The sequence below is a fragment of the Kribbella sp. NPDC051137 genome, assembly GCF_040682535.1.
GTDB lineage: Bacteria > Actinomycetota > Actinomycetes > Propionibacteriales > Kribbellaceae > Kribbella > Kribbella karoonensis.
On the sequence record NZ_JBFBBI010000002.1, the window covers coordinates 1,217,700 to 1,240,894 of the forward strand.

Annotated in this window: 20 protein-coding genes; 15 read left to right on the top strand and 5 right to left on the bottom strand. The window is 70.0% G+C overall.

Annotation, left to right across the window (positions count from 1 at the left end):
- Positions 1 to 28: 28 nt before the first annotated feature.
- Complete coding sequence (locus AB0M51_RS13295) at positions 29 to 3,790, bottom strand: S8 family serine peptidase (RefSeq protein WP_363749408.1); 3,762 nt, start codon at positions 3,788 to 3,790, stop codon at positions 29 to 31.
- 149 nt (positions 3,791 to 3,939) lie between these two features.
- Between AB0M51_RS13295 and AB0M51_RS13300 the strand changes: the two genes are divergently transcribed.
- The 12 genes from AB0M51_RS13300 (at position 3,940) to AB0M51_RS13355 (ending at position 16,663) form a co-directional block, all read left to right on the top strand.
- Positions 3,940 to 4,962, top strand: coding sequence for a TrmB family transcriptional regulator (locus AB0M51_RS13300; RefSeq protein WP_344187557.1), 1,023 nt, complete (start codon positions 3,940 to 3,942; stop codon positions 4,960 to 4,962).
- A gap of 9 nt (positions 4,963 to 4,971) precedes the next feature.
- The gene (locus AB0M51_RS13305) at positions 4,972 to 5,433 is read left to right on the top strand and encodes a hotdog fold domain-containing protein (RefSeq protein WP_344187556.1); all 462 of its coding nucleotides are present in this window, start codon (positions 4,972 to 4,974) and stop codon (positions 5,431 to 5,433) included.
- 10 nt (positions 5,434 to 5,443) lie between these two features.
- Positions 5,444 to 6,601, top strand: a complete 1,158-nt coding sequence (locus AB0M51_RS13310) for a GNAT family N-acetyltransferase (protein WP_363749410.1) — start codon at positions 5,444 to 5,446, stop codon at positions 6,599 to 6,601.
- Between the two features lie 72 nt (positions 6,602 to 6,673).
- Positions 6,674 to 7,270, top strand: coding sequence for a crossover junction endodeoxyribonuclease RuvC (gene ruvC, locus AB0M51_RS13315; RefSeq protein ID WP_344187554.1), 597 nt, complete (start codon positions 6,674 to 6,676; stop codon positions 7,268 to 7,270).
- 22 nt (positions 7,271 to 7,292) lie between these two features.
- Positions 7,293 to 7,895, top strand: a complete 603-nt coding sequence (gene ruvA / locus AB0M51_RS13320) for a Holliday junction branch migration protein RuvA (RefSeq protein ID WP_344187553.1) — start codon at positions 7,293 to 7,295, stop codon at positions 7,893 to 7,895.
- 3 nt (positions 7,896 to 7,898) lie between these two features.
- Positions 7,899 to 8,954 carry a Holliday junction branch migration DNA helicase RuvB gene (gene ruvB, locus AB0M51_RS13325; protein WP_344187552.1) on the top strand — a complete coding sequence of 352 codons (1,056 nt, stop codon included), beginning with the start codon at positions 7,899 to 7,901 and terminating at the stop codon, positions 8,952 to 8,954.
- 195 nt (positions 8,955 to 9,149) lie between these two features.
- The gene (gene yajC, locus AB0M51_RS13330; RefSeq protein ID WP_363749413.1) at positions 9,150 to 9,605 is read left to right on the top strand and encodes a preprotein translocase subunit YajC; all 456 of its coding nucleotides are present in this window, start codon (positions 9,150 to 9,152) and stop codon (positions 9,603 to 9,605) included.
- Between the two features lie 171 nt (positions 9,606 to 9,776).
- On the top strand, positions 9,777 to 11,477 hold the full coding sequence (gene secD / locus AB0M51_RS13335; protein ID WP_344188465.1) for a protein translocase subunit SecD: 1,701 nt from the start codon (positions 9,777 to 9,779) through the stop codon (positions 11,475 to 11,477).
- Positions 11,477 to 12,664, top strand: a complete 1,188-nt coding sequence (gene secF, locus AB0M51_RS13340) for a protein translocase subunit SecF (protein WP_344187550.1) — start codon at positions 11,477 to 11,479, stop codon at positions 12,662 to 12,664. The genes secD and secF overlap by 1 nt, the downstream gene beginning before the upstream one ends.
- On the top strand, positions 12,664 to 13,203 hold the full coding sequence (locus tag AB0M51_RS13345; RefSeq protein WP_344187549.1) for an adenine phosphoribosyltransferase: 540 nt from the start codon (positions 12,664 to 12,666) through the stop codon (positions 13,201 to 13,203). Before secF ends, AB0M51_RS13345 begins: the two co-directional genes overlap by 1 nt.
- 308 nt (positions 13,204 to 13,511) lie before the next feature.
- Positions 13,512 to 15,701, top strand: coding sequence for a bifunctional (p)ppGpp synthetase/guanosine-3',5'-bis(diphosphate) 3'-pyrophosphohydrolase (locus AB0M51_RS13350; RefSeq protein WP_344188464.1), 2,190 nt, complete (start codon positions 13,512 to 13,514; stop codon positions 15,699 to 15,701).
- 38 nt (positions 15,702 to 15,739) lie between these two features.
- The gene (locus AB0M51_RS13355; RefSeq protein ID WP_363749416.1) at positions 15,740 to 16,663 is read left to right on the top strand and encodes a hypothetical protein; all 924 of its coding nucleotides are present in this window, start codon (positions 15,740 to 15,742) and stop codon (positions 16,661 to 16,663) included.
- Between the two features lie 20 nt (positions 16,664 to 16,683).
- Here the strand turns inward: AB0M51_RS13355 and AB0M51_RS13360 are convergent, their stop codons facing one another.
- Positions 16,684 to 17,586, bottom strand: coding sequence for a hypothetical protein (locus AB0M51_RS13360; protein ID WP_363749418.1), 903 nt, complete (start codon positions 17,584 to 17,586; stop codon positions 16,684 to 16,686).
- A 187-nt stretch (positions 17,587 to 17,773) separates the two neighbouring features.
- On the opposite strand from AB0M51_RS13360, the gene AB0M51_RS13365 reads away from it, so the two are divergent.
- From AB0M51_RS13365 to AB0M51_RS13375, 3 genes are read left to right on the top strand one after another with little or no spacing between them, the layout of a single operon-like run.
- Positions 17,774 to 18,358 (top strand): papain-like cysteine protease family protein, encoded by a 585-nt coding sequence (locus AB0M51_RS13365; RefSeq protein WP_344187546.1) that lies wholly within the window; start codon positions 17,774 to 17,776, stop codon positions 18,356 to 18,358.
- Position 18,359: 1 nt separating this feature from the next.
- On the top strand, positions 18,360 to 19,112 hold the full coding sequence (locus AB0M51_RS13370; protein WP_363749420.1) for a hypothetical protein: 753 nt from the start codon (positions 18,360 to 18,362) through the stop codon (positions 19,110 to 19,112).
- 28 nt (positions 19,113 to 19,140) lie between these two features.
- Positions 19,141 to 19,707, top strand: a complete 567-nt coding sequence (locus AB0M51_RS13375; protein ID WP_344187544.1) for a GrpB family protein — start codon at positions 19,141 to 19,143, stop codon at positions 19,705 to 19,707.
- Positions 19,708 to 19,720: 13 nt separating this feature from the next.
- On the opposite strand, the gene AB0M51_RS13380 is transcribed toward AB0M51_RS13375, so the two are convergent.
- The 3 genes from AB0M51_RS13380 to AB0M51_RS13390 all read right to left on the bottom strand — a co-directional run bounded on the left by AB0M51_RS13380 (position 19,721) and on the right by AB0M51_RS13390 (position 23,123).
- Positions 19,721 to 20,920 (bottom strand): hypothetical protein, encoded by a 1,200-nt coding sequence (locus AB0M51_RS13380; protein ID WP_363749421.1) that lies wholly within the window; start codon positions 20,918 to 20,920, stop codon positions 19,721 to 19,723.
- A gap of 66 nt (positions 20,921 to 20,986) precedes the next feature.
- The gene (locus AB0M51_RS13385; protein WP_363749422.1) at positions 20,987 to 21,844 is read right to left on the bottom strand and encodes a hypothetical protein; all 858 of its coding nucleotides are present in this window, start codon (positions 21,842 to 21,844) and stop codon (positions 20,987 to 20,989) included.
- A gap of 52 nt (positions 21,845 to 21,896) precedes the next feature.
- Complete coding sequence (locus AB0M51_RS13390; protein WP_344187541.1) at positions 21,897 to 23,123, bottom strand: DUF349 domain-containing protein; 1,227 nt, start codon at positions 23,121 to 23,123, stop codon at positions 21,897 to 21,899.
- Positions 23,124 to 23,195 lie beyond the last annotated feature (72 nt).

The window sequence follows — 23,195 nt, forward strand, 5'->3', positions numbered from 1 at the left end:
CGCCAGGCTCCAGCTGATTCCAGCTGCCTCAGCGAACGTCGTACGCGCGAAGGACGGTCTGCGTGACCTTCGCTCCGTGCGAGTCGGTGAGTTCGATGCGCAGGGAGACCTGCTTGCCGGTGTCACCGGAGTGGTTCACGACCAGGTCGGCGCCGCTCCTGGTGAGCCTGGTGCTGCCCTCGGTCCAGGTGGTGCCGTCGTCGACGGAGGTCCAGACCTTCGCCGCGGTGAGCGCGCCCGCGTCGTACCCCGGGTTGGCGCGGAAGCGGGCCGGGATCGTCAGACTGCCGGCTGCGACCGTCTTGAGCCCGTCGGCCGGCAGATCCAGCCGCGGCAGAAGCAGCGGCAGCGCGCGGCTGAAGACGGTCGGCTCCTGGTGCGAACGGAACGCCCACGTCGTGGTCGTCGACACCGACCGGCTCCAGATCTTCGCCGGAGCACCGATCTTCATCGTGTTCATCGTCAGCTCGTACGCCGAGTCGTCGGCCGGGACCGTGAAGACGCCCGACGGCCACCCGCTGGTGCCGAGCGAGACTCCGTTCCGCTTGAGCTCGAGGTTGCCCAAGTCACCGAAACCGCCCTGGTCCGCCCAGTGGCCCGCACTGTCCGCCCACATGGTCGGCGCGAAGCCCATCAGCTCGCCCTGACGCTCGGCGATCAGCTGCGGAGCACCATCGCTGCCCGCACGCACACCTGGTGCGACCACACCGCCGTACCAGCTGTCGGCGACGTGCTGCCCCGGCTCGAACGTCCGGTACCGGTCGCTCATCACCTCGCCCCACGGCATGCTCGAGATGACCGACTTCAACCACGACGTACCGTCCGCCGAGAAGTACTCGGTCTGCCCGCTCGGCACCGCGACCGCGTCCAGACTGCCGACCGCGAACGCCACCCCGGACGGCCGCAGCCCGGTCGTGAAGCCGCCGAAGTTCGTCTTCACACCCATGCTGTTGTACGTCGCGGTGATCCGGCCGAGCGACCTGTCCGAGACGTTGTGCCGCTGCGCCGTGGTCACCTGCTTGTCGTTGAAGAAGCCGAGCGTGTAGGCGTACGGCGTACTCGCCGAAGCCGACCAGGTCAGCGTGACGGCACCAGCCGTGAGCTTCGCCGCCAGAGCCGCGCCCTGCGTGTTCGGAAGGCTGTAGACCGGGAGCGGATTCGGTGCGAAGCCGACCGACGGCAGCCAGTTGTAGGCGTCGTCGCGGTAGACCAGCAGCGCCTTGACGCCGGCCTTGGCCGCGGCTGTCTGAACGCTGGAGTCGCTGGCACCGGCCGCGAGATGAACCAGCGCGACCTTGCCCGCCGCGTTGGCCAGCTCGGCGGCGCTGCCCGCGCCGCCGTCGACCAAGGTGCCGCTGCCCTTGCCGTCCAGGTTGCTGACACCGGCCTGCGGCGCAGACGGTGTCAGGGTGAGACCGTCAGTGGTCCGCATCGAGGAGACGACCGGTGCGATCCGGTGCGTCCAGTGCCCGAACTCGAAGGATCCGTCGCCCTTGGCAACCGTTCCGATGACGTCCGCGTAGGCCTCCTTGGTGAGCGAGCCCGTCGTCATCGAACCGCTGTGCAGCCAGGACGTCGGCCACTGCCGCTCGAAGGTCAGGGTGGTCGATCGCAGCTCCGACGGCCGTTGCGTCGCGACGGTCAGCGGGTGTGCCCGCCGCGCGTCCAGCACGATCGCAGTGTCGCGGGTGATCATCAGCTCCGGACGGGCGAGGTAGCTGACCGACGCGGGCGCCGCCGTGGTCGGCGCGCCGGCCTGCGGCGTCAGCGCGTAGCCGCCGAGGTAGTAACGGCCCGGTCGTACCTGGAACACCTGCTCGGCCGCGCCCGAGTTGAACCGCCGCTCACCGCTCGCGGTGTCGGTGTTGATCAGGTCGAGCGACGACGAACCGGTCGCGGGGTTGCCGTTGCGGTCGATCACCGAGACCTTGACCGCCACCGTCTGCGGCTGCAGGTACAGGTTGAACGCCGTGGAGACCTGCTGGCCGTTGCTCGTAGCAACGATCCGCGCGGTCACGTCGCCGAGCACCGACCCGGCCAGCTTCTGTCCGGGCCGAACGGTGACCGGCACGGTCGCGATCGACTTCGCCGGTACGACGACGTGCTGCGGGACCCGCACCACCGGCGCGTTCAGGGGGCGCCCGTCGTTCCCGGTCAGATGCTCCACCGACAACCGGAGATCGATCGGGGTCGAGCCACTGTTGGTGTAGGTCAGGCCAACGGTCTTGTCGGCGGTACCCGCCTGCGGCCACGCGTACGTACCGCCGTACACCGAGGACGGGCCGGTGACCTTGGTGGTCAGCAGCTTGGCGATGTCGAGCCGCCCGGCGCCGACCTCCTGGACGTCGCCCGGGACGCTCGGGTCGGCCGACGACACCAGCAGGTTCTTCAGCTGGGCGCCGCTGAGTGACGGGTTCGCCTGCTTGGCGATCGCGGCGGCGCCGGAGACGTGCGGCGTCGCCATCGACGTACCGGACATCGTCTGGTAGGCGTAGACGCCGCGGCCGCCCGCGTTCGCGGCCAGGATCGCGACGCCGGGCGCGGCCAGCTCGGGCTTCTCGATGTGCGTCCCGGAGACCGGACCGCGGCTGGAGAAGTACGCCGTCTCGTCGTTCGCGTCGACCGCGCCGACGGTCAGCGCCTCGGGCGCGCAGCCCGGGCTGGAGACGGTGCCCGGTCCCGCACCCATGTTGCCCGCGGCAATCACGAACAGGCTGCTGCTGGAGTTCGAGAGCCGGCTGACCGCCTGCGCGATCGGGTCGTCGCAGGTGGTCGCCGGGACCGGCGAGCCGAGGCTCATCGAGATGGCGTCGGCCTTGTTGTCGACCGCCCACTGCATGCCGGCGATGATCTCCGACTCGGACCCGGTGCCGTCGTCGCCGAGCACCTTGCCGATCAGCAGCCGGGTCCCCGGCGCGACACCGCGCTCCTTGCCGTTGCTCTCCGCGCCGGTGCCGGCGATCGTCGAGGCCACGTGCGTACCGTGGCCCATCGTGTCGTCGGTGCCGTACGCCGAGCCGGTGAAGTCCTTGCTCTGCGCGATCCGCCCGGCCAGGTCCGGGTGGCCGGCGTCGACGCCGGTGTCCAGCACCGCGACCGTCGAACCGGTGCCGTCGAGCCCGGCGTTCCACGCGGTCGGTGCGCCGACCTGCGCGGTCGAGTCCGCGAGCGTTGCCTTCAGTGCGCGGTCCAGCCAGAGCTTGGTGATCCCACGCCCGGACCGGGACCTGGTGTCGGTGAGCTCGGCGAACGCGGTGTGCGCCTGCTCCTTGCTGACCGGGTACGCCACCGAGCCGACCGCGGGCAGCGCCTTCGCGGCCCCGGTCGCGCCGGGAGGGGTGGGCGTCGCGGCGAGGGCGGTCCGCGCGGTGGCGCCGTACTGCGCGATCACCGGGATGGTCTGCTGGTGTGCGTCGTCGTACCCCTGCGCGACCAGACCGGTCACGTCGAAGAACTCGGGGTCGATCAGGCCGGCCGACAGTGCATGGGCCGCCGACGACGGGTAGACGTACACCCGGTCGCCGGTGCGGGAGGTCTCGTAGTCGGGCGTGACGCCGTCGGCGCCGGGCAGCAGCTGTACGACGGGCCGGCCGTCGCCGGTCCGGGTCAGCCGCGCGCGGTCGCCCGTGATCAGCGTGACGGTCGCGGACGGGCCGGAGGCGGCTGCTTCGGCGGAGCCGACGATCGGGCGGCTGTCGGCGCTGCGCGCCGATGCGGGTGCGGGGAGGACGGTCGCGGCGCACAGGAGTACGCCGGCCGCGGCCACCGGATGACGCCATCTCGGGCGCATGGGGGACCTCCAGGGTCTTCCGGGCTGGTCGGCCCGGGAAAGCGGACGGGATTGGCACAGAGGGTGTCAGCGCGGTCACCTCTGGAGGAACGAATCGCGACGGCGGAGAATCGACGTGACGTGTTCTCGACAGGAAGGCCGCGCTGCGGATGAATGGCATCGAGTTGACCGCGCTCGGCCTGAACCGGTCGGAGGAGGCGCACTATCGCTCGCTGGTGGTCGACGGCGGTGCGGCCGCGGAGGTGCTCGGCTCGCGAGTCGGGTCGACCGCCGCCGAGGCGCGGGAGGTGCTGGACGCGCTGGCCAGGCTGGGGCTCGCCGAGACGGTGCCGTCCGACGACAGCGAGCCGCGGTGGTTCGCGGCACCGCCGGACGTGGCGTTGCGCGGGCTGCTCAATTCGCGGCGGCACGAGCTGTCGGTCGCGGAGACCTCGGTCGCGCGGCTGGCGGCGATCTTCCGCAGCGATCTCGGCCAGGCGGTGATCGGCGATCTCGTCGAGGTCGTGCTCGGGTCGGCCGCCGTACGGTCGCGGTTCCTGCAGATCCAGCGTGCCGCGCGGCACGAGGTGTGCGCGTTCGTGGACGCGCGCCCGGTGGCGCTGTCGGGGCAGGAGAACGAGGCCGAGGGCGAGGCGCTCGGGCGCGGGGTGCGGTTCCGGGTGGTGATCGAGCGGTCCGCGTTCGAGGCGCCGGGGACGGTGAACGACGCGGTCGAGGCGATCGAGTCGCATGCGCAGGTACGAACGGTGGACCGGGTGCCGACCAAGCTGGTCGTCGCGGACGGGACGGTCGCGCTGGTGCCGTTGGCGGTTCGGGGCTATCAGACGGCGGCGCTGGTGATCCGGGCGGCCGGTCTGGTGCAGTCGTTGATCGCGTTGTTCGAGTCGATCTGGTCGTCCGCCGTACCCATCGGCCTCGGACCGGGCGGCCCGATCGAGGAGGCGGCGGCGGGTCCGGACGACGCGGACCTCGCCGTACTCGCGCTGATGCTGACAGGGCTCACCGACGACGCCGTGGGCAAACAACTGGGGATGAGCGGCCGGACCGTCCAGCGACGGCTCCGGGTGCTGATGGATCTGACCGGGTCCACCTCCCGGATGCAACTCGGGTGGGAGGCTTCCGAGCGCGGCTGGGTCACGCGGCGCTTCACAGCGAATGTGACTCGTGAGTAACATGTCGGCATGAGCCAGGTGCTGGGGTTGTGGGAGCGGTTGCGTGGGGTGCCGGGTGGGGAGCGGGTGTTCTCGTGGGGGTTCGCCTGGAAGGCGCCGTACTTCTGGTCGGTGCGGCCGCGGTTCGTGCAGGTGAGTCCCAACTACGCGGCACTGACGCTGCCGAAGCGGCGGGCGGTGCTGAACCACATCGGGACCGTGCATGCGATTGCCGTGTGCAACGGTCTCGAGGCGGCGATGGGCGCGCTCGCGGAGGCGACAGTGCCGGCGGGGAAACGCTGGCTGCCGAAGGGGATGGAGGTCGCGTACCTCGCGAAGTCGACGTCGGACCTGACCTGCTCCGCGGAGACCGATCCCGCGACCTGGACGGCCGGGCCGGACGTGCCGGTCAAGGTGAAGGCGACGCGGGACGACGGCACCGTGGTCGTCGAGGGAACAATTCACCTGTGGGTGACGGACCGGAAGACGTAGGGTCTCCCGCGTGACTGAGCTGCGCGTGGTGGATGTCGCCGAGGACCATCTGGACTCGGTGTGGCAGGTACGGATCCGGTCGTTCGGCCCGGGCGGTGACCGGGAGAAGTGGCAGCAGAACGCGCGGGCGTTCATCGAGGACGGGCGGCTCCTCGGGGTCGTCGACGGTACCGAACTGGTCGCGGCGGCGCGGATCTGGCCGTTCGAGCAGTGGTGGGGCGGCCGGCGGGTCCCGATGGGCGGCGTCGCCGGTGTCGTGGTCGCTCCGGAGTACCGCGGTCGCGGGGTCGGCAGCCTGCTGATGCGCGGGGTGCTGCGGCGCTGCGCCGAGAAGGGCTATCCGCTGACCGGGCTGTATCCGGCGACCACTGTTCTCTACCGGCATCTCGGCTACGAGTTCGCGGGCAGCCGGTACAAGTTCTCCTTCCAGGCAGCCGATCTGCGGACCCTCGGCGGCCGGGGTACTGCGGTACGGCGGGCCGGGGTCGCCGACGCGGACCGGTTCCAGGAGCTGGCGTCGAAGGCGCACGAGGACCGGCGTTCGAGCGGTCCGCTGATCTGGCCGCGGTCCGAGATCGTGTCCTGGCTCGAGGACGAGGACACCTTCGCGTACGTCGCCGAGGACGGCTTCGTCGTCTACAACTGGTCCGACGGGGCGCTGTCCGTCGACGAGCTGATCGCGGGCTCGGAGGAGACCGCGCGGGCGTTGTGGGCCACCGTCGGCTCGGGGTCGTCGATCGCGCGGACCGTACACGCCTACTGCCCGCCGTACGACCCGATCCACCTGCTCGCCGAGCACGAGGCCGACGGCGACACCAAGATCAACCGCTGGATGCTCCGGCTGATCGACGCACCCGCGGCGCTGGCGGGGCGCGGTTACCCGGAGGGCGCCGTTCTCGAGGCGGACCTGCGGATCGACGACCCGGAACTGCCGGCGAACACCGGCGACTGGCACCTCTCGGTCGCCGGCGGCGTGGCCGAACTCAAGCCGGCCGAGCCGTCACCGGACGCGCTACGCCTCGGCCCGCGGGGACTGGCCGCGCTGTACGCCGGTACGCCGGTCCAGGCCCTCCGTGCGGCCGGCCTGGTCACCGGAGAAGCGGGCCTCGACCCGGTGCTGGACCTGACCTTCGGCGGCCCGGCGCCGTACATGCTCGACTACTTCTAAGACCGGCGCGTCGATTTCGGGAGTCCCGACGCCTCCGACTAGGGTTGTCGAACAAACGTTCGGAGGTGGTCCATGCGGGTGCTCGGCGTCGACCCGGGACTGACCCGGTGCGGCCTCGGCGTCGTCGAGGGTACGCCGGGGAAGCCGCCGGCGATGGTCGCCGTCGGGGTGATCCGGACGCCGGCCGAGCTGGACGTGGCGAAGCGGCTGGTCCGGATCGAGGCCGAGCTCGACGAGTGGATCGGGCGGTACCAGCCGGACGCGGTCGCGGTCGAGCGGGTGTTCGCGCAGCACAACGTGCGGACCGTGATGGGTACCGCGCAGGCGTCCGGGATCGCCATGGTGGTGGCCGCCCGGCGCGGGCTGCCGGTCGCGCTGCACACGCCGAGCGAGGTGAAGGCCGCGGTCACCGGATCCGGCCGCGCTGACAAGGAGCAGGTCACCACGATGGTGACCCGGATCCTCAAGCTCAGCGAGCGGCCGACGCCGGCCGACGCCGCCGACGCATTGGCGCTGGCGATCTGTCAGGTCTGGCGTGGCGGGGTGGCGAGCAAGCTGCAGCAGGCCGCCGCCGGCCGGGCCAACCTCGAAGCGGCCGCGCAGGCGCAGTCACGGCTGCAGATGGCGAGGCTCCGGGCCGCGGTGGCGGCCCAGCAGGGCAAGCGGTGAGCACGGGAACGGGAGGTTGGCGATGATCGCCTTTGTACGTGGACCGGTGGCGGCTGTCGGGATCGACAGTGCCGTGGTCGAGGTCGGCGGCGTGGGCCTGCAGGTGTACTGCGACCCCGGCACGCTGGCGGGTCTGCGCCCCGGGCAGGAGGCCCGGATCGCCACCTCGATGGTGGTCCGCGAGGACTCACTGACGCTGTACGGGTTCGCCGACGACGACGCGAAGAACCTGTTCGAGCTGCTCCAGACCGCGTCGGGCGTCGGCCCGAAGCTGGCCCAGGCGGCGCTCGCGGTGCTCAGCCCGGACCAGCTGCGGCAGGCGGTCGCGACCGAGGACCTCGCCGTACTGGTGAAGGTCCCGGGGATCGGCAAGAAGGGCGCGCAGCGGATCGTGCTGGAGCTGAAGGACAAGATCGGTGCGCCGTCCAGGACCGTGACGGGCCGGCCGCTGCAGGCTCAGGAGGCGTGGCGCGATCAGGTGCAGGCCGGTCTGGTCGGGCTCGGCTGGTCCGCGCGGGACGCCGAGGATGCCGTCACCGCGGTGTCGCCGCTCGCCGCCGACAACCCGAACCCGTCGGTTCCCGACCTGCTGCGTGCCGCGTTGCGCGTGCTGTCGAAGGCGTAGCCGATGGAGGAGAACAACGTGCGCCCGCTGGTCTCCGCGGACGCGGTGGACCTCGAGGAACGCAAGATCGAGTCCGCGCTCCGGCCGCGCTCGCTGGCCGAGTTCGGCGGTCAGCGGCGGGTGAGCGAGCAGCTCGAGCTCGTGCTGCACGCGGCCCGCGGGCGCAATCGCGCACCCGACCACGTGCTGCTCTCCGGCCCGCCAGGACTGGGAAAGACCACGCTCGCGATGATCATCGCGAGCGAGATGTCCGCGCCGCTGCGGGTCACCAGCGGTCCGGCGATCCAGCACGCGGGCGACCTGGCCGCGATCCTGTCCGGGCTGGGCGAGGGCGAAGTCCTGTTCCTGGACGAGATCCACCGGATGTCGCGACCCGCGGAAGAGCTGCTCTACATGGCGATGGAGGACTTCCGGGTCGACGTGATCGTCGGCAAGGGGCCGGGCGCGACCGCGATCCCGCTGGAGATCCCGCCGTTCACGCTGGTCGGCGCCACCACCCGCGCCGGGCTGCTCCCCGGCCCGCTGCGGGACCGGTTCGGTTTCACCGGGCACCTGGAGTTCTACGACGCCGCCGAGCTGGAGAAGATCGTGAACCGCTCGGCCGACCTGCTCGAGGTCGACATCACCCCGGAAGGCGCCACCGAGATCGCGTCCCGGTCCCGCGGTACGCCGCGGATCGCGAACCGGCTGCTCCGCCGGGTCCGCGACTACGCGGAGGTGCGGGCGGACGGGATCATCACGCTCGCGCTGTCGAAGGCGGCGCTCGACCTGTACGAGGTCGACAAGATGGGCCTGGACCGGCTGGACCGGTCGGTCCTGGACGCGCTCTGCCGCCGGTTCGGGGGCGGCCCGGTCGGTCTTTCCACGCTGGCGGTTGCGGTCGGCGAAGAACGTGAGACCGTGGAGGAAGTAGCGGAACCTTTCCTGGTCCGATCGGGCTACCTGGCCCGGACGCCGCGCGGCCGCGTCGCGACGCCCGCCGCCTGGCGGCACATCGGCCTGAAGGTTCCGAAGGGCGCGACCTTCGCGGACACGCTCTTCGACACCGAGGACGACTGAGGAGAACAAACCCAACTGAAGAGCCGGGAACCACTGCCGGCGCCGGTACGTAGAGACTCCGTAGTGAGTAACTCAAACGTGACCCGGCGTCATGAGGCAGTTGTTGACGCTCAGGGTTAGACTCCCCGGTGGCCTGGCCTCCAGGTCTATTCCACTGCCTTGACAACTGACCCCGACGAAGGATTCTGAGACCAAATGCAACTCCTCGCCGTACCGATGGCCTCCTCCGGGGGCGGCGGCATCACGCTGCTGCTGCCGCTGATCCTGATCGTCGGAATGATCTGGTTCATGAGCCGCACGCAGAAGAAGCAGCGCCAGCGCCAGGCGGACACCGTCGCCAAGCTGTCGCCCGGCACCAAGGTGATCACCACCAGCGGCCTGGTCGGCATCGTCGAGGAGACGGACGACGACTACGTCACGCTGGAGATCTCCGAGGGCGTGCTGGTGCAGGTCGTGAAGGCCGCGATCGGCCGGGTGATCCCGGAGGAGGACGCCGCCGACGAGCCGGCCGCCGCCGCGGACGACGACGCCGAGACGACGGCCGAGGCGACGACCCCGGAGAAGGTCGACGTACCGGACGCCGGCGGCGAGAAGGCCGACGGCAAGGTGCAGGACACGCCGAAGCTGCCGCCGACGCACACCGAGAACTGATTTCCGTCCCAACGGCCTGCGGCGCGTCGTGCGGCGTCCTGTGAGACATCCAGTGACGGTACGGCGCGCCCGGAAGCACAAAGGTTTGAATCTGACGTGGCAACTTCGACTTCCCGCCCCGGGCGGAGCCTGATCACCCTGCTGGTGGTCGTGGTTCTGTTGTTCGGGATCATGGCGCTGACCAAGACCTGGAAGCCCAAACTCGGTCTGGACCTGCGCGGCGGCACCACGATCACGCTGACCGCCAGCACCCTGGACGGCAGCGGCAAGGTCGCCGCCGACCAGCTGAACGAGGCGAAGAACATCATCAGCCAGCGGGTCAACGGGGCCGGTGTCGCCGAGGCCGACATCACCACGTCGGGCGCGAACCACATCAACGTGGCCGTTCCGGGCGCCACGAAGGAATCGCTGGTGTCGCAGGTCGGCCAGACCGCCTTGCTGTACTTCCGGGTCGTGTACGACGCGCAGACGGTCGCTCCGGCCGCGACGCCGACCCCGACGACGACGCCGACGACGACGCCGAAGCCGGGTACCACGCCGAGCGCGACGCCGAAGCCGAGCCCCAAGGTGACGCCGAGCGCCACGATCAAGCCGACCAGCACGCCGAAGGGCCGCGCCTGGTCGAGCGCCCTGGGCCAGGCCACGCCGACGCCGACCGCGACGCCGAAGGCCAGCACGACGCCGAAGGCGAGCACCACCCCGAAGCCGAGTACGCCGGCCGCGACGCCGTCGACCCCGGCCGCGAGCAAGGACCCGCTGCAGTACACGCCGGACGCCGCCACGCAGGCGAAGTTCGCGGCGTTCAAGTGCGGCGACCCGCAGAAGAACGACCCGAACCAGCCGCTGTTCTCCTGCGACAAGACCAACCAGAACAAGTACCTGCTCGGCCCGGCGATCATGGCCGGTACCGACCTGTCGGACGCCACCGCCGGCATCCCGCAGAACGGCCTGCAGTGGCAGGTCAACCTGAAGTTCACCGGCGAGGGCGGCAGTAGGTTCCTCAAGGCCACCACGGCGATCTCGCAGCGCGGCTCGGGCAACAACCTGTTCGCGATCGTGCTCGACGGCGTGACGATCTCCACCCCGACCGTCGACAACCCGATCCCGGGCGGCCAGGCGCAGATCACCGGTAGCTTCACCGAGGCCGAGGCCCGCGACCTGGCGAACGTGCTGAAGTACGGCTCGCTGCCGGTCAAGTTCGACATCTCCTCGGTGGAGACGGTGTCGCCGCAGCTCGGTGGCGACCAGCTGTCCGCCGGCATCTGGGCCGGTCTGATCGGCCTCGCGCTGGTGGTCGTGTTCTGCTTCCTGTACTACCGCGGCCTCGGACTGGTCGTGGTGCTCTCGCTGGTCGCGGCCGGCGTACTCACCGGAACGCTGGTCATCCTGCTCGGCAAGGCGATCGGGTTCACCCTCACGCTGGCGGGCATCGCGGGTCTGATCGTCGCGGTCGGTATCACCGCGGACTCGTTCATCATCTACTTCGAACGACTCCGGGACGAAGTGCGTGAAGGCCGCAGTCTGCGCTCGTCGGTCGAGACCGGCTGGGCGCGGGCCAAGCACACGATCATCGCCGCCGACTCGATCTCGCTGCTGGCCGCGATCGTGCTGTACGTGCTGGCGATCGGCAGCGTCCGGGGCTTCGCGTTCACGCTCGGCCTGACCACGCTGATCGACCTGGTGGTGGTCTTCCTGTTCACCAAGCCGGTCGTCACGCTGCTGGCCCGCACCGACTTCTTCGGTCACGGCCACAAGCTGTCCGGCCTGGACCCGGAGCATCTCGGCGTCGAACGCCTGCCCGGACAGACGAAACCGTCGGCCCGGCCGCGCCGGACGCCGTCGACGCGCAAGCCGGTCGGAGGGGAGGTCTGATGTCGAAGCTCGGACAGATCGGTGCCAAGCTGCACCGCGGTGAGGTTTCGTACGACTTCATCGGCCACCGCAAGTTCTGGTTCAGCCTCTCGGCGATCCTGGTCATCATCTCGCTGGGCGGCCTGTTCGCCCGCGGCCTGGCGCTCGGTATCGAGTTCCGCGGCGGCGTCGAGTACGAGGCCAAGGTCAAGGTCACCAGCAGCACGGTGCAGGACTTCGGCGACGCCGTGAAGGCGACCAACGCCAAGGGCCTCGGCGACCCGGTGGTCACCACGATCAACAACGAGAAGGTGCGGGTCCAGACCAAGCCGCTGGAGCAGGCCGACATCGGCCGGGTCCGGGAGGCGATCGCGAAGGAAGCCGGCGTTCCGGCCGACCAGGTGACGTCGCAGCAGATCGGCGCCTCCTGGGGGAAACAGATCGCCGACAAGGCGATCTGGGCGCTGGTTGTGTTCCTGGTGCTGGTGTTCGCGGTGATCTGGCTGTACTTCCGTGAGGCGAAGGCGTCGACGGCGGCGATCATCGCGTTGGTGCACGACGTGACGATCACGGTCGGTGTGTACGCGCTGATCGGCTTCGACGTCACGCCGGCGACGGTGATCGGCGTACTGACGATCCTCGGTTACTCGCTGTACGACACGGTCGTCGTGTTCGACAAGGTCCGCGAGAACACCCGGGGCATCACCGGGTCGAACCGGTTCACGTACTCGGACGCGACCAACCTGGCCGTCAACCAGACCGTGGTCCGGTCGATCAACACCACGGTCACCGCGCTGCTGCCGGTCGGGGCGATCCTGGTCGTCGGCACCGTGGTGCTCGGCACCGGTCCGCTGAAGGACCTGTCGCTGGCGCTGTTCGTCGGTATCGCGGTCGGTGCGTACTCGTCGATCTTCATCGCTCCGTCGCTGCTCGCGGTCTTCAAGGAGCGTGAGCCCGCGATGCAGGCGCTGAGCAAGCGGGTCGCGGCGAAGAAGGCCCAGGTCGCGAAGGCGGCGACCGCTCCGGCCGAGCCGGCGACCGCCGGTGCGCCGGCGGACGCGGCGGCGCGTTCGGCCGTCCAGGACACGCCGCGGAAGGCGGACCGGGCGACCGGTTCCGCGCCGGCGGCGTCGACCCGGCCGATGAAGGCGGCGGCCGCCGGGCGTCCGCAGCCGACCCGCAAGCCGCGCTCGAAGCGCGGTAAGTGATGCGCTCGCTGGAGCAGGTGCTCGCGGACGGTATCCGCGACATCCCGGACTACCCGCAGGAAGGGGTGGTGTTCAAGGACATCACCCCGCTGCTGGCCGACCACACCGGTTTCGGCCAGGTGGTAGAGGCGCTGGCCGCGTTCGGCACCGACGACGACGGCAACCCGGCGGTCGACAAGGTGGTCGGGATCGAGGCGCGCGGGTTCATCCTCGCCGCCCCGGTCGCGCTCGCCCTCGGCGCCGGGTTCGTCCCGGTCCGGAAGAAGGGCAAGCTGCCGTCCGCGACGTACGAGGAGTCGTACGCGCTCGAGTACGGCGAGGCGACCATCGAGGTGCACCAGGACGCGTTCGCACCGGGGGACCGGGTGCTGGTCATCGACGACGTGCTGGCGACCGGCGGGACCGTCGAGGCCTGCCTGCGGCTGATCCGCCGCTGCGGTGCCGAGGTCGCCGGTACGGCGGTGCTGCTGGAGTTGTCGTTCCTGCCGGGCCGCAAGCGCCTCGACGGCGAGCAGGTCGGCGCACTGCTGACGGTGTAGGAACGGATACACTCTCCGCAGCCGTCGGGTGACCCGGCGTGTTGTCCACAGGCGGGTCTGCCTGGCTGGACGTAGGCCTCTAGACTGGTGGCCTGTCGGCGGAGGGACACAACGTGGGCGAAGACCCGGCGATGACATCTGCGGTACCGAACGCCGTACCGCAGGAGCCTCCGCGCGCGCCGTCACCGGTGCGGCCGGCTCCGGCGTCACCGCCGCCTCCTGCCACCCAGCCGCCGCGGATCGCGCCGGCCCGGGTCCGTGCCCGGCTGGCCCGCCTCGGCGGCACCCGGCACCCGAACCGGGCGCCGATGCTCGAGCCGCTGTTCCGGGTGGTCCGCGCGACCCACCCGAAGGCCGACCTCGGGATGATCGAGCGCGCCTACCGGACCGCGGAGAAGTACCACACCGGCCAGATGCGCAAGTCCGGTGACGCGTACATCACGCATCCGCTCGCGGTCGCCACCATCCTCGCCGAGCTCGGTATGACCGCGACCACGCTGTGCGCCGCGCTGCTGCACGACACCGTCGAGGACACGCCGTACACGGTGGAGGACCTGACCCGCGACTTCGGCGAAGAGATCGCCATGCTGGTCGACGGCGTCACCAAGCTCGACAAGGTGCGGTACGGCGAGTCCGCGCAGGCCGAGACGATCCGCAAGATGGTCGTCGCGATGTCCAAGGACATCCGGGTGCTGGTGATCAAGCTGGCCGACCGGCTGCACAACATGCGCACGCTCGGCTCGCTGCGCCAGGAGAAGCAGGAGCGGATCGCCCGCGAGACGCTGGAGATCTACGCCCCGCTGGCTCACCGGCTCGGTATGAACACGATCAAGTGGGAGCTCGAGGACCTGGCGTTCTCGACCCTGCACCCGAAGGTGTACGACGAGATCGTCCGGCTGGTCGCCGAGCGCGCGCCGTCCCGCGACGAGTACCTGGCGACCGTGATCGACCAGGTGCACGAGGACCTGCGCTCGGCCAAGGTGAAGGCCACCGTCACCGGGCGGCCGAAGCACTACTACTCGATCTACCAGAAGATGATCGTCCGCGGCCGCGAGTTCGGCGACATCTACGACCTGGTCGGCATCCGGGTCCTGGTCGACTCGGTCCGGGACTGTTACGCCGCCCTCGGCATCATGCACGCGCGCTGGAACCCGGTCCCCGGCCGGTTCAAGGACTACATCGCGATGCCGAAGTTCAACATGTACCAGTCGCTGCACACGACGGTGATCGGCCCGCAGGGCAAGCCGGTGGAGCTGCAGATCCGGTCGTTCTCGATGCACCGGCGCGCGGAGTACGGCATCGCCGCGCACTGGAAGTACAAGGAGGACCCGACCTCCGCGGCGCCGGCCACGCCGAGCACGGACATCGGCGGGCCGAACGACATGCCCTGGGTCCGGCAACTCGTCGACTGGCAGCGCGAGACGTCGGACCCGTCGGAGTTCCTGGACTCGCTGCGGTTCGAGATCAACAACACCGAGGTCTACGTCTTCACCCCGCGCGGCGACGTGATGTCGCTGCCGACCGGGTCGTCGCCGGTCGACTTCGCGTACGCCGTTCACACGGAGGTCGGGCACCGCTGCATCGGTGCCCGCGTCAACGGTCGCCTGGTGCCGCTGGAGAGCACCCTCGAGAACGGTGACGTCGTCGAGGTCTTCACCTCGAAGGCACAGGGCGCGGGCCCGTCCCGCGACTGGCTGACGTTCGTCAAGAGTCCCCGCGCGCGGAACAAGATCAAGCACTGGTTCTCCAAGGAGCGGCGCGACGAGGCGATCGAGCAGGGCAAGGACGCGATCGCGAAGCAGCTCCGCAAGGAGGGCCTGCCGCTGCAGCGCCTGCTGTCTCACGAGACCCTGACCGCGGTCGCCAACTCCCTGCGCTATCCGGACGTCACCGGGCTGTACGCCGCCGTCGGCGAGCAGCACGTCAGCGCACAGGCCGTCGTACGGCGCCTGATCGAGACGTACGGCGGCGAGGAGGGCGCTGCCGAGGACCTGTCCGAGGGCGTCCGGCTGCCCGCGAGCCGCGAGCGGCGCAAGCGGACGGCCCGCGGCGACGCGGGTGTCATCGTCAAGGGCGCGACCGACGTGCTGTCCAAGCTGGCGCGCTGCTGTACGCCGGTGCCCGGGGACGAGATCATCGGCTGGATCACCCGCGGTGCCGGCGTCTCGGTGCACCGCGCCGACTGCGCGAACGTGGAGAACCTGAAGACCCAGCCCGAGCGGATCGTCGAGGTCGAGTGGGCGCCGACCGCCCAGTCGGTCTTCCTGGTCGCGATCCAGGTCGAGGCGCTGGACCGGGCGCGGTTGCTGTCGGACATCACCCGGGTGCTGTCGGACTACCACGTGAACATCCTGTCCGCGGCGCTGACCACGACGCGGGACCGGATCGCGAAGTCGCGGTTCACGTTCGAGATGGGCGATCCGACGCATCTCGGGCATGTGCTGAAGGCGGTGCGGTCGGTCGAGGGTGTGTTCGACGTGTATCGGGTGACGCAGTAGATCTCCGCCCGGCTTGGTAGGGCGGGGACACTGCGACTATGAGGCGTCGTGTGTTCCTGATCGCGGGTGCCGGGCTGCTGGCGGGGTGCAGCAACTCGTCGGCACAGAACCATCCGAGTTCCACCGGAACGTCCAGCGCCCCGCCGTCCAGCCCACCCGCCACCAGCCCGTCGGTCACCACTCCTCCCACGTCCGCTACGACGGCCCCGACACCCTCCGCCTCGCCGTCGGTTGCGCTGCCGGCCGTCCGGTCGTGGGCTCCTGGCCCGGGCGAGCTCGAGCCCGAGGTCAAACGCCTTGCTGTGGCGGCGGTGGTGAAGCTGCTGCGGCCGACCGGGCCCCAGGCGGTGGTGGACGTGATCGATGCGCAGTACGGCGGACTCCTCAGCGACTCCGCCAGCGTGCTGGTGCCGTGCCAGGTGTACTCGGTCCGGGCGAACCGCCTGATCACCGGCGGTACGACGGTCGACGTACGGCTGAGCAAGTCGGCGCAGGGAAACTGGCGGGTGACCGCGACGCACCCGGCGCAGCCCGGGGCGCCGGCGACGAGTCTTTCGCGTGCGGCGCGGCAGGTGCTGGGCAGTCCGCGGATCACGTTGCCGCCGGCATCGGCCGCGGACATCCGGTCGGGGCAGGTGCACGACAGCGTGCTGACGACGATGCTCGAGCTCGCGAAGACGTACCGGATCGGGATCAGCGTGATCCGCTCAGGGCATCCGATCGACGTGTTCGGCACCACCCGGCCGAGCGATCACCCGAAGGGCCGCGCGTTCGACACCTGGCAGATCGACGGCCGCGCGGTCGTCGCGCCGTCCACGCCGCGCTCACTCGTCACGTCGTACATGCGAGCCGCGGAATCCCTCGGCTCCTACAACGTCGGCGGCCCCTATCAGCTCTCGGGTGCGGCGTACTTCTCCGATCGCACTCACCACGACCACGTCCACGCAGGCTTCCAAGTCTGAGCCGCAGCTCCTGCAGCGCGTCAGTCCCATTCCCAGGCGATGCCGACCGTGCCGGCGTCCGCGGACGGCTCGATGACGTGGACGCGGCCGTCCGGGGTGAGCATCAGTTCGCGGTCCACCAGGTTGGGGCCGAGCGTATGCCCGCGGCGGATCTCGTACACGCGGACCGGTAGCGCGGACCGGTCGAACTGTACCTCCAGCACGTAGTGCATCCCGCCCCACTCGCTGAACCGCTGGTAGTCCGTTGCCGGCAGCCCGTTGCGGTCCTCGACCTCGTACCTGACGACGGCGGTCTCGCCGACCGCGAGCACCCGGTCGAGCAGCAGTTCGCCGAGCAGCGCGCCGGCCTCGGGGGAGCGGGCGACCCGGCCGGTACGGCAACCGCTCAGCGCGCGGAGCGCGAGCCGCTCGGCGTCGCTCCCGGGCTCGCCCTGGTGCGCGATGATCAGCCGGTCCACCGGCTGTACGGCGACCACGCTCTGGCACACCCGCCGGGTCCGCGCGCTCCGCTCCGCGTCGACGTGGACCTCCTCGAGCACCGTGACGTTCCGCAGCCGTCCGTGGGCGTCCCGGCGCAGGCGATCGAGCAGCCGGGTCAGAGTCTCCGCGTAGTCCACGACGGCATACGGCTGGATGTCCGGCTCGGTGCGCGGCGGTGGGATGCGTACGGTCAGCCAGCCGGGCGGCACCTCCAGGAGCTCCTCCAGCGCCGTCACCGTCGCGAGGGAGTCCTCCCGCGGGATGCGGCGTCCGCTCTGCCAGGTGCTGAGCGTGGCCACGCCGACCTGCAGCCCGCGATCGGCGAGATGCGTGCGGATCCGGTTCAGGGCCAGGCCGCGGCGGGCGATCGCCTGCCGGAGCGCGTCCGCGAACGACGCCTCCGGTGCCACCGCAGGGACCGATGCTTGGACGGATTTCACCATGGGCCCTCCCTGCCGTGGATTGTAAACGTTCACACCACAGTGCGGCACTGGCTGATCACACACTGTTCACGCGAGCATGCCGTTCACACCGCCGTACGGCCGTTCGCCGAACGCTTGCCGCGGCGCGGGCGCCTCCTGACGATGGACTCCGCCCATCACGCACGCAGTACCTCGCGAAGGAGGAACCATGCGCAGGCTCCGCCCCAGCCGCTCCTGGTCGTTGCTTCTGGCCACGATCCTCGGGCTGGCCGTGCTGGCACCGTCCGCACCGCCGGCCACGGCCGCCGCCCCGTCCAGCTACTACCTGAACGTCACCGGCCAGTCCCAGCAGAAGACGAACTGGTGCTGGGCGGCGAGCGGCAACAGCATCGCCGCGTTCTACGGCTACTCGTACAGCCAGAACCAGTTCTGCAACCTCGCGTTCGGCTACTCGATGAACGGCACCTGCCCGAACAACCAGGCCACCCTCGGCAACGACCAGACCGCGTTCCGGGCGATCGGGATCAGCACCGGCAGCTACGTCTCCGGCACGCTCGCCTTCGGCACCCTGGTCACCGAGATCGCGTCCGGCCGCCCGGTGATGACACGGATCGGCTGGACCTCGGGCGGCGGTCACATGATGGACATCATCGGCTACGACTCCTCGAACTCGACGATCGAGTACTACGACCCGTGGCCGGACGACCAGCGGTACAACTACTCGACGTACAGCTGGTACCAGTCCAACTCGCAGTTCACCTGGACCCACTCCCTGTACCGGATCGGAGCCTGACATGCGCCGCCCTCAGAACATCCTGCTCCGGTGCGCCGCCGTAGTCGCCGCCGGTCTCGGATTCACCTTCGCCGCGGCCGGACTGGCCGGTGCGGCCGGCCCGCAGCCGGTGGCGCCGAACGAGTTGTCCAAGGCAACTACTGCGGCTCGGTCGGAGACTGCGCTGAGTCTGCTCGAAAAGGCCGGTGGCACGGCGAAAGCGAGGCCGACGGTTGCTCAGGACACGCATCCGATCTACGCGCTGAACCCCGCGTTCGTCCGGGACGCGACGGCGCCGGTCGCCACCTTCTGGTACGCGGCGACGAGCGCGTCCGCCGGCGGTAAGCCGGTGACCGTCTACACCACGCCAGACGGCCACGGCTCGTGGCAGGCGGTGAATGTTGCGTCGGGCAACACTGAGTCCCGGATGGTCGCCGCAGCCAAGGGCGCCACGCTCTTCACCGAGCCGCAACTGGGCGCGTGGTACGCGCTGACGGCCACTCAGGTGCGCCCGCTGAACCCGGCCGCGGTCAAGTCGATCGGGTCGAAGCCGGTCGCGATCACGGCGTACCAGGACCTGGTCTCACACCGCTACTCCGACAAGCTGCCGGGTTCGAAGTACAACGACCAGGGTGTCGCTGGTGGCTACGACGCCGGCTACCAGGACTCCGTGGCCGCGGAAGGTCACAGCCCGGTCGTCCCGATCGCGCTGGCAGGCGGGGTGCTTGCGGGCGGGGTCCTGCTGGTCGTACGACGCCGGCTGAAGGTCCACTGAAGAACCGGGCGGCTGAGACGATGGCGGAATGCCATTTCCGGACGAACTGGGTGCTGGTGTTTCCGTCGTCGAGTACGACCCTGCATGGCCGGGGGAGTTCGCTGTCCTCGCCGAGCGCATTGAGGCTGCGCTCGGCGAGCGGGCGCTGGCGGTCGACCACGTCGGCTCGACCTCCGTCCCCGGCCTCCCCGCGAAGAACTGCATCGACGCACAGGTCCGGGTCGCGGACCTCGGACCGGACCTGATCGACCTGATGGAGTCCGCCGGCTTCCGCTGCCGGCCCGAACCGTGGAACCGCACCGAAGTCTCGTTCGGCCAGGCCTGCGACAAGCTCGTCTTCGCCCCGCCGATCGGCGAACGCCTCACCAACATCCACCTCCGCCGCGCCGACACCCCCAACACCCGCTTCGCCCTGCTCTTCCGCGACTACCTCCGCGCCGACCTGGCGGCTCGTGATGCCTGGGGCGCCTTCAAACAACGCCTTGCCCAGTCGGTCCCCGACCTCGCCGACTACGGCCAGATCAAGGCCCCGGCCACGACCCTTCTGATGCTCACGGCCGAACGTTGGGCAGCTGAGTCCGGCTGGACCCTGTAGACGTAGTGCTCCGTCAGGAGATGAGGTTCTTCTCCGTGACGAACGCGTGCTCGCCCAGCTCGTCCTTCCAGTAGACGAGGGTCGGCGAGGTGCTGGCGTCGGCCGGCGCCTCGAGCGCCTTCCGGGTGGCTCGCGCCGACTCGACGAGTGAATGGAACTCGCTCATGATCGCCCGCTCGCTCTCCATCGTTTCCGTGTATGCGCGGACTCGATTCGCCAGTGCCTTCCCGACCGTGGCTCCCTCGCCGCGTGGCAGGTTGCGCTCCGCCCAGTTCATGCCCTGGAGCTTCGCCTCGAGCTGACCGATCTGCTCCTTGAGCACCCGCGAACGGTCCTGCAACTGTTGCCAGAACACGATCCCGTCGTCGATGACAGCTTTCAGACGATCGATCGAGGAGGCCACCGATTTCGGATTCTCCTGCATGTCGACACAGACCCGGAGATAGGAGACCCGGAGCTCCACGAACGAGGCGAGCATCGCACTGTGGGCGTCGTAGTTCGCCCGCTGGATCTCCTCGACGTCGTCGAAGTTCGTCGTACTGCGGGCTTCGACAAGCTGCCGGAACCGGGCGGCCAGGGCACTCGCGTCCCGCTCGGCGAGCGCGAGGCGGATCAGCATGTCGTTCGAGAAGGACCCGTCGAGCCCGTACTGCCGGTAGATGTCGTCGACCGTCCTGGAGGCGGCGAGGAGTTCGCCCGCGTGCGTCGCCTCGATCCTGCCGATCGCCTTGTCCAGAGCGCCTTTGATCGCATCGAGCTTCCGATCCACCTGCTTGAACTGCTGCATCATCACCGCGGTGTTGAGCGCCTGCATCGCGAGGATCGGCGCGACGACCGGAAGTGAGCTCGCCACCGCGATGAACGGCGCCTGCCCGACGATCCCGCCGGCTCCCATCACGGCACTGCCGACGCCGTTGCCGATGCTCATCAGCGTGGCGGGATTCGCGGTCGCCATGTAGAGCGTCGACGAGAACGCGGCCGACAGCGCGGTCGCTCCCGTCGCCGCGCCCGCTACGGCCAACGACATGGCGCCTTGCGGAGAGACGGCCTTCGCATCCGGGACGTAGCTCCCGGTCGCCAGGTACCCCTCACGGAGACTGGAGATCATCTGCTCCCGCAGCTTGCCCTGGAACTCGAAGACGGCGAGCTCCGATCCTTCCTTCCCCAACCGCCGAACCGCGACTTCTTGAGGTACCTCTTCTGGTGTGTCCATGACCCCCCTCAGGCCTGCTTCTCTGCGGCGACTTTAGCCGAGTTCGCACTGGTTCAGGCCACAGCCTCACCAGCGGCGGGGGAGGCGTGGTTCTTGGCAGAGGAAGCTGCCGATGGCGAGTTCCAGGGCGGGGTAGCGGCCCCAGAGGTCGGGACGGCGGACGGAGATGATGTGCCAGCCGAGGGCGTCGAGTTCGGTACGGCGGGTCTTGTCCTTGAGCTGTTGGCCGGTGGACGAGTGCCAGGCGTCACTGTCGTACTCCAGCCCGAGCCGCCGCCCGTCGACCGGCCGGTCCGGGTATCCGAGGTCGAGGCGATAAGTGCGGCCGTTTCCTTCGACGCGGACCTGTAGTTCGGGGCGGGGGAAGCCGGCGTCGAACAGGCGGAGCCGGAGCCACGATTCGCCGGGGGAGGCGGCGCGGTGGTCGGCGAGGCGGAGGATCTGGGCGGCTTGGGAGTTGCTGTTCTCGGCGAAGTACGTGACTGCCGCGTTCCTGAGGGCGGTCGGCGACGTGCCTGAGCGCAGGAGTGCGTCGATGGCCGAGAGCGCGAACGGGCGGGGCAGCAGTTTGGCCAGTTCGACGGCGGAGGCCTCGCGGGTGGTGACCTTCAGACCGAGAACCTCGGTACACGGCCGGTCTGTGAAGGTCCATTGCGGCCGGAACAGTTCCTGGCCGAGCGCGGTCGTCTCGATGCCGTGCAGCCAGGCGGCGGCCTGTCCGCACACGGTGGCGTCGGGCGGTACGACGAGCCGCAGGGCGTCGGCGCGCAGCTCAGGAGTGTCCGGCACGCGGGTGTCGACGTACACACCGGAGATCAGTTCGCGGATCTCGCCACGGGCGAGGAGCCATTTGAGTTTGCGGCCTACCTGGTGAGTGCGGAACGGGAGGCCGCTCCAGTAGTAGGGGAGGTCAGCGGGGAGCATCGGACCAGGATGACTGAAATCCCTTGCGGGAGTGCGGAGTTGTCCACAGGGGTCAGCTGAAGTCGGTCAGCGCGTTCTGGGCCTGGGTGAGCCACTCGCGGCGGGCCGCGATGGCCTCCCGGGCCTCGGTGGCCTTGCGGGTGTTGCCCTGCGACTCGAACTTCGCGGCCTGCTTCTCCAGGTCGGCGATCAGCGACTGGAGCTGCTTCACGGTCGCCTCGGCGCGGGCGCGGGCCTCCGGGTTGCTGCGGTTCCAGACCTCGTCCTCCGCGGACTTGACGGCCTGCTCGACGGCGCGCAGCCGGCTGTCGATCGCGCGCATCGAGTCGCGCGGGACCTTGCCGATCTGGTCCCAGCGGTCCAGGTAGTCGCGCAGCTGCTCACGGGCGGTCCGCGCGTCCTCGACCGGCAGGATGCCTTCGATCTCTACCAGCAGTGCTTCCTTGGCCTTGAGGTTCTCCACCTGCTCGGCGTTCTCCTCGGCCTGGACGGCGTCGCGGGCGCCGAAGAACAGGTCCTGCGCGGCCCGGAAGCGGGCCCAGAGCTTGTCGTCGACCTCGCGCGGCGCCGGGCCGGCGGCCTTCCACTGCCGCATCAGGTCCCGGAACCGGCCGGATGTCGGGCCCCACTCGTTCGACGACGCGAGCGACTCGGCCTCCGCGGCCAGCCGCTCCTTCACCAGCGCGGCCTCCTCCCGCTTGGAGGACAGCTCCGCGAAGTGCTGCTTGCGGTGCCGGGTGTACGTCGTCCGCGCCGAGGAGAACCGGTGCCACAGCTCGTCGTCAGACGACTTGTCCAGCCGGGGGAGGGCCTTCCACTCGTCGAGCAGCTCGCGCAGCCGGGTGACGCCGTGCCGCCAGTCGGTGCCGGCCGCGATCGTCTCGGCCTCGGTGGCGATCTTGGTCTTCGCGGACCGCGCCTCCTCGACCTTCGCCGCCCGCTCGGCCTTGCGGCGTTCGCGCTGCTGCGCGACGAGCGGGGTGAGCGCGTCCAGCCGGGCCCGCAGTCCGTCCAGGTCGCCGACCGCCTGCGCGTCCTCGAGCGAGCTGCCCACCTTCTTGACGGCGGCGCGTGCGTCGTCCGGCGACACGGTGCCGGCCTGGACCCGCTGCTCCAGTAGTTCGACCTCGAAGGCCAGCGCGTCGTACCGTCGGGTGTAGAAGGCGAGCGCCTCCTCGGGGTTCGCGTCCGGCCACTGGCCGACCGCCCGTTCACCGTCCTTCGTCCGTACGAAGACCGTTCCGTCCTCGGCTACCCGGCCCCAGTTCTCTCCGGCCACAACTCGCCCCTTCCGGCGGTATGCACTGCGCTCGTGCCCATTCTGGCCAGTCCCCGGTCCAACCGCGTGACC

Coding starts and splice junctions, on each gene's coding strand:
- AB0M51_RS13295 (WP_363749408.1), bottom strand. CDS start 3,790: ATGCGCCCGAGATGGCGTCATCCGGTGGCCGCGGCCGGCGTACTCCTG.
- AB0M51_RS13300 (WP_344187557.1), top strand. CDS start 3,940: ATGAATGGCATCGAGTTGACCGCGCTCGGCCTGAACCGGTCGGAGGAG.
- AB0M51_RS13305 (WP_344187556.1), top strand. CDS start 4,972: ATGAGCCAGGTGCTGGGGTTGTGGGAGCGGTTGCGTGGGGTGCCGGGT.
- ruvC (WP_344187554.1), top strand. CDS start 6,674: ATGCGGGTGCTCGGCGTCGACCCGGGACTGACCCGGTGCGGCCTCGGC.
- ruvA (WP_344187553.1), top strand. CDS start 7,293: ATGATCGCCTTTGTACGTGGACCGGTGGCGGCTGTCGGGATCGACAGT.
- ruvB (WP_344187552.1), top strand. CDS start 7,899: ATGGAGGAGAACAACGTGCGCCCGCTGGTCTCCGCGGACGCGGTGGAC.
- yajC (WP_363749413.1), top strand. CDS start 9,150: ATGCAACTCCTCGCCGTACCGATGGCCTCCTCCGGGGGCGGCGGCATC.
- secD (WP_344188465.1), top strand. CDS start 9,777: ATGGCGCTGACCAAGACCTGGAAGCCCAAACTCGGTCTGGACCTGCGC.
- secF (WP_344187550.1), top strand. CDS start 11,477: ATGTCGAAGCTCGGACAGATCGGTGCCAAGCTGCACCGCGGTGAGGTT.
- AB0M51_RS13345 (WP_344187549.1), top strand. CDS start 12,664: ATGCGCTCGCTGGAGCAGGTGCTCGCGGACGGTATCCGCGACATCCCG.
- AB0M51_RS13350 (WP_344188464.1), top strand. CDS start 13,512: ATGCTCGAGCCGCTGTTCCGGGTGGTCCGCGCGACCCACCCGAAGGCC.
- AB0M51_RS13355 (WP_363749416.1), top strand. CDS start 15,740: ATGAGGCGTCGTGTGTTCCTGATCGCGGGTGCCGGGCTGCTGGCGGGG.
- AB0M51_RS13360 (WP_363749418.1), bottom strand. CDS start 17,586: ATGGTGAAATCCGTCCAAGCATCGGTCCCTGCGGTGGCACCGGAGGCG.
- AB0M51_RS13365 (WP_344187546.1), top strand. CDS start 17,774: ATGCGCAGGCTCCGCCCCAGCCGCTCCTGGTCGTTGCTTCTGGCCACG.
- AB0M51_RS13370 (WP_363749420.1), top strand. CDS start 18,360: ATGCGCCGCCCTCAGAACATCCTGCTCCGGTGCGCCGCCGTAGTCGCC.
- AB0M51_RS13375 (WP_344187544.1), top strand. CDS start 19,141: ATGCCATTTCCGGACGAACTGGGTGCTGGTGTTTCCGTCGTCGAGTAC.
- AB0M51_RS13380 (WP_363749421.1), bottom strand. CDS start 20,920: ATGGACACACCAGAAGAGGTACCTCAAGAAGTCGCGGTTCGGCGGTTG.
- AB0M51_RS13385 (WP_363749422.1), bottom strand. CDS start 21,844: ATGCTCCCCGCTGACCTCCCCTACTACTGGAGCGGCCTCCCGTTCCGC.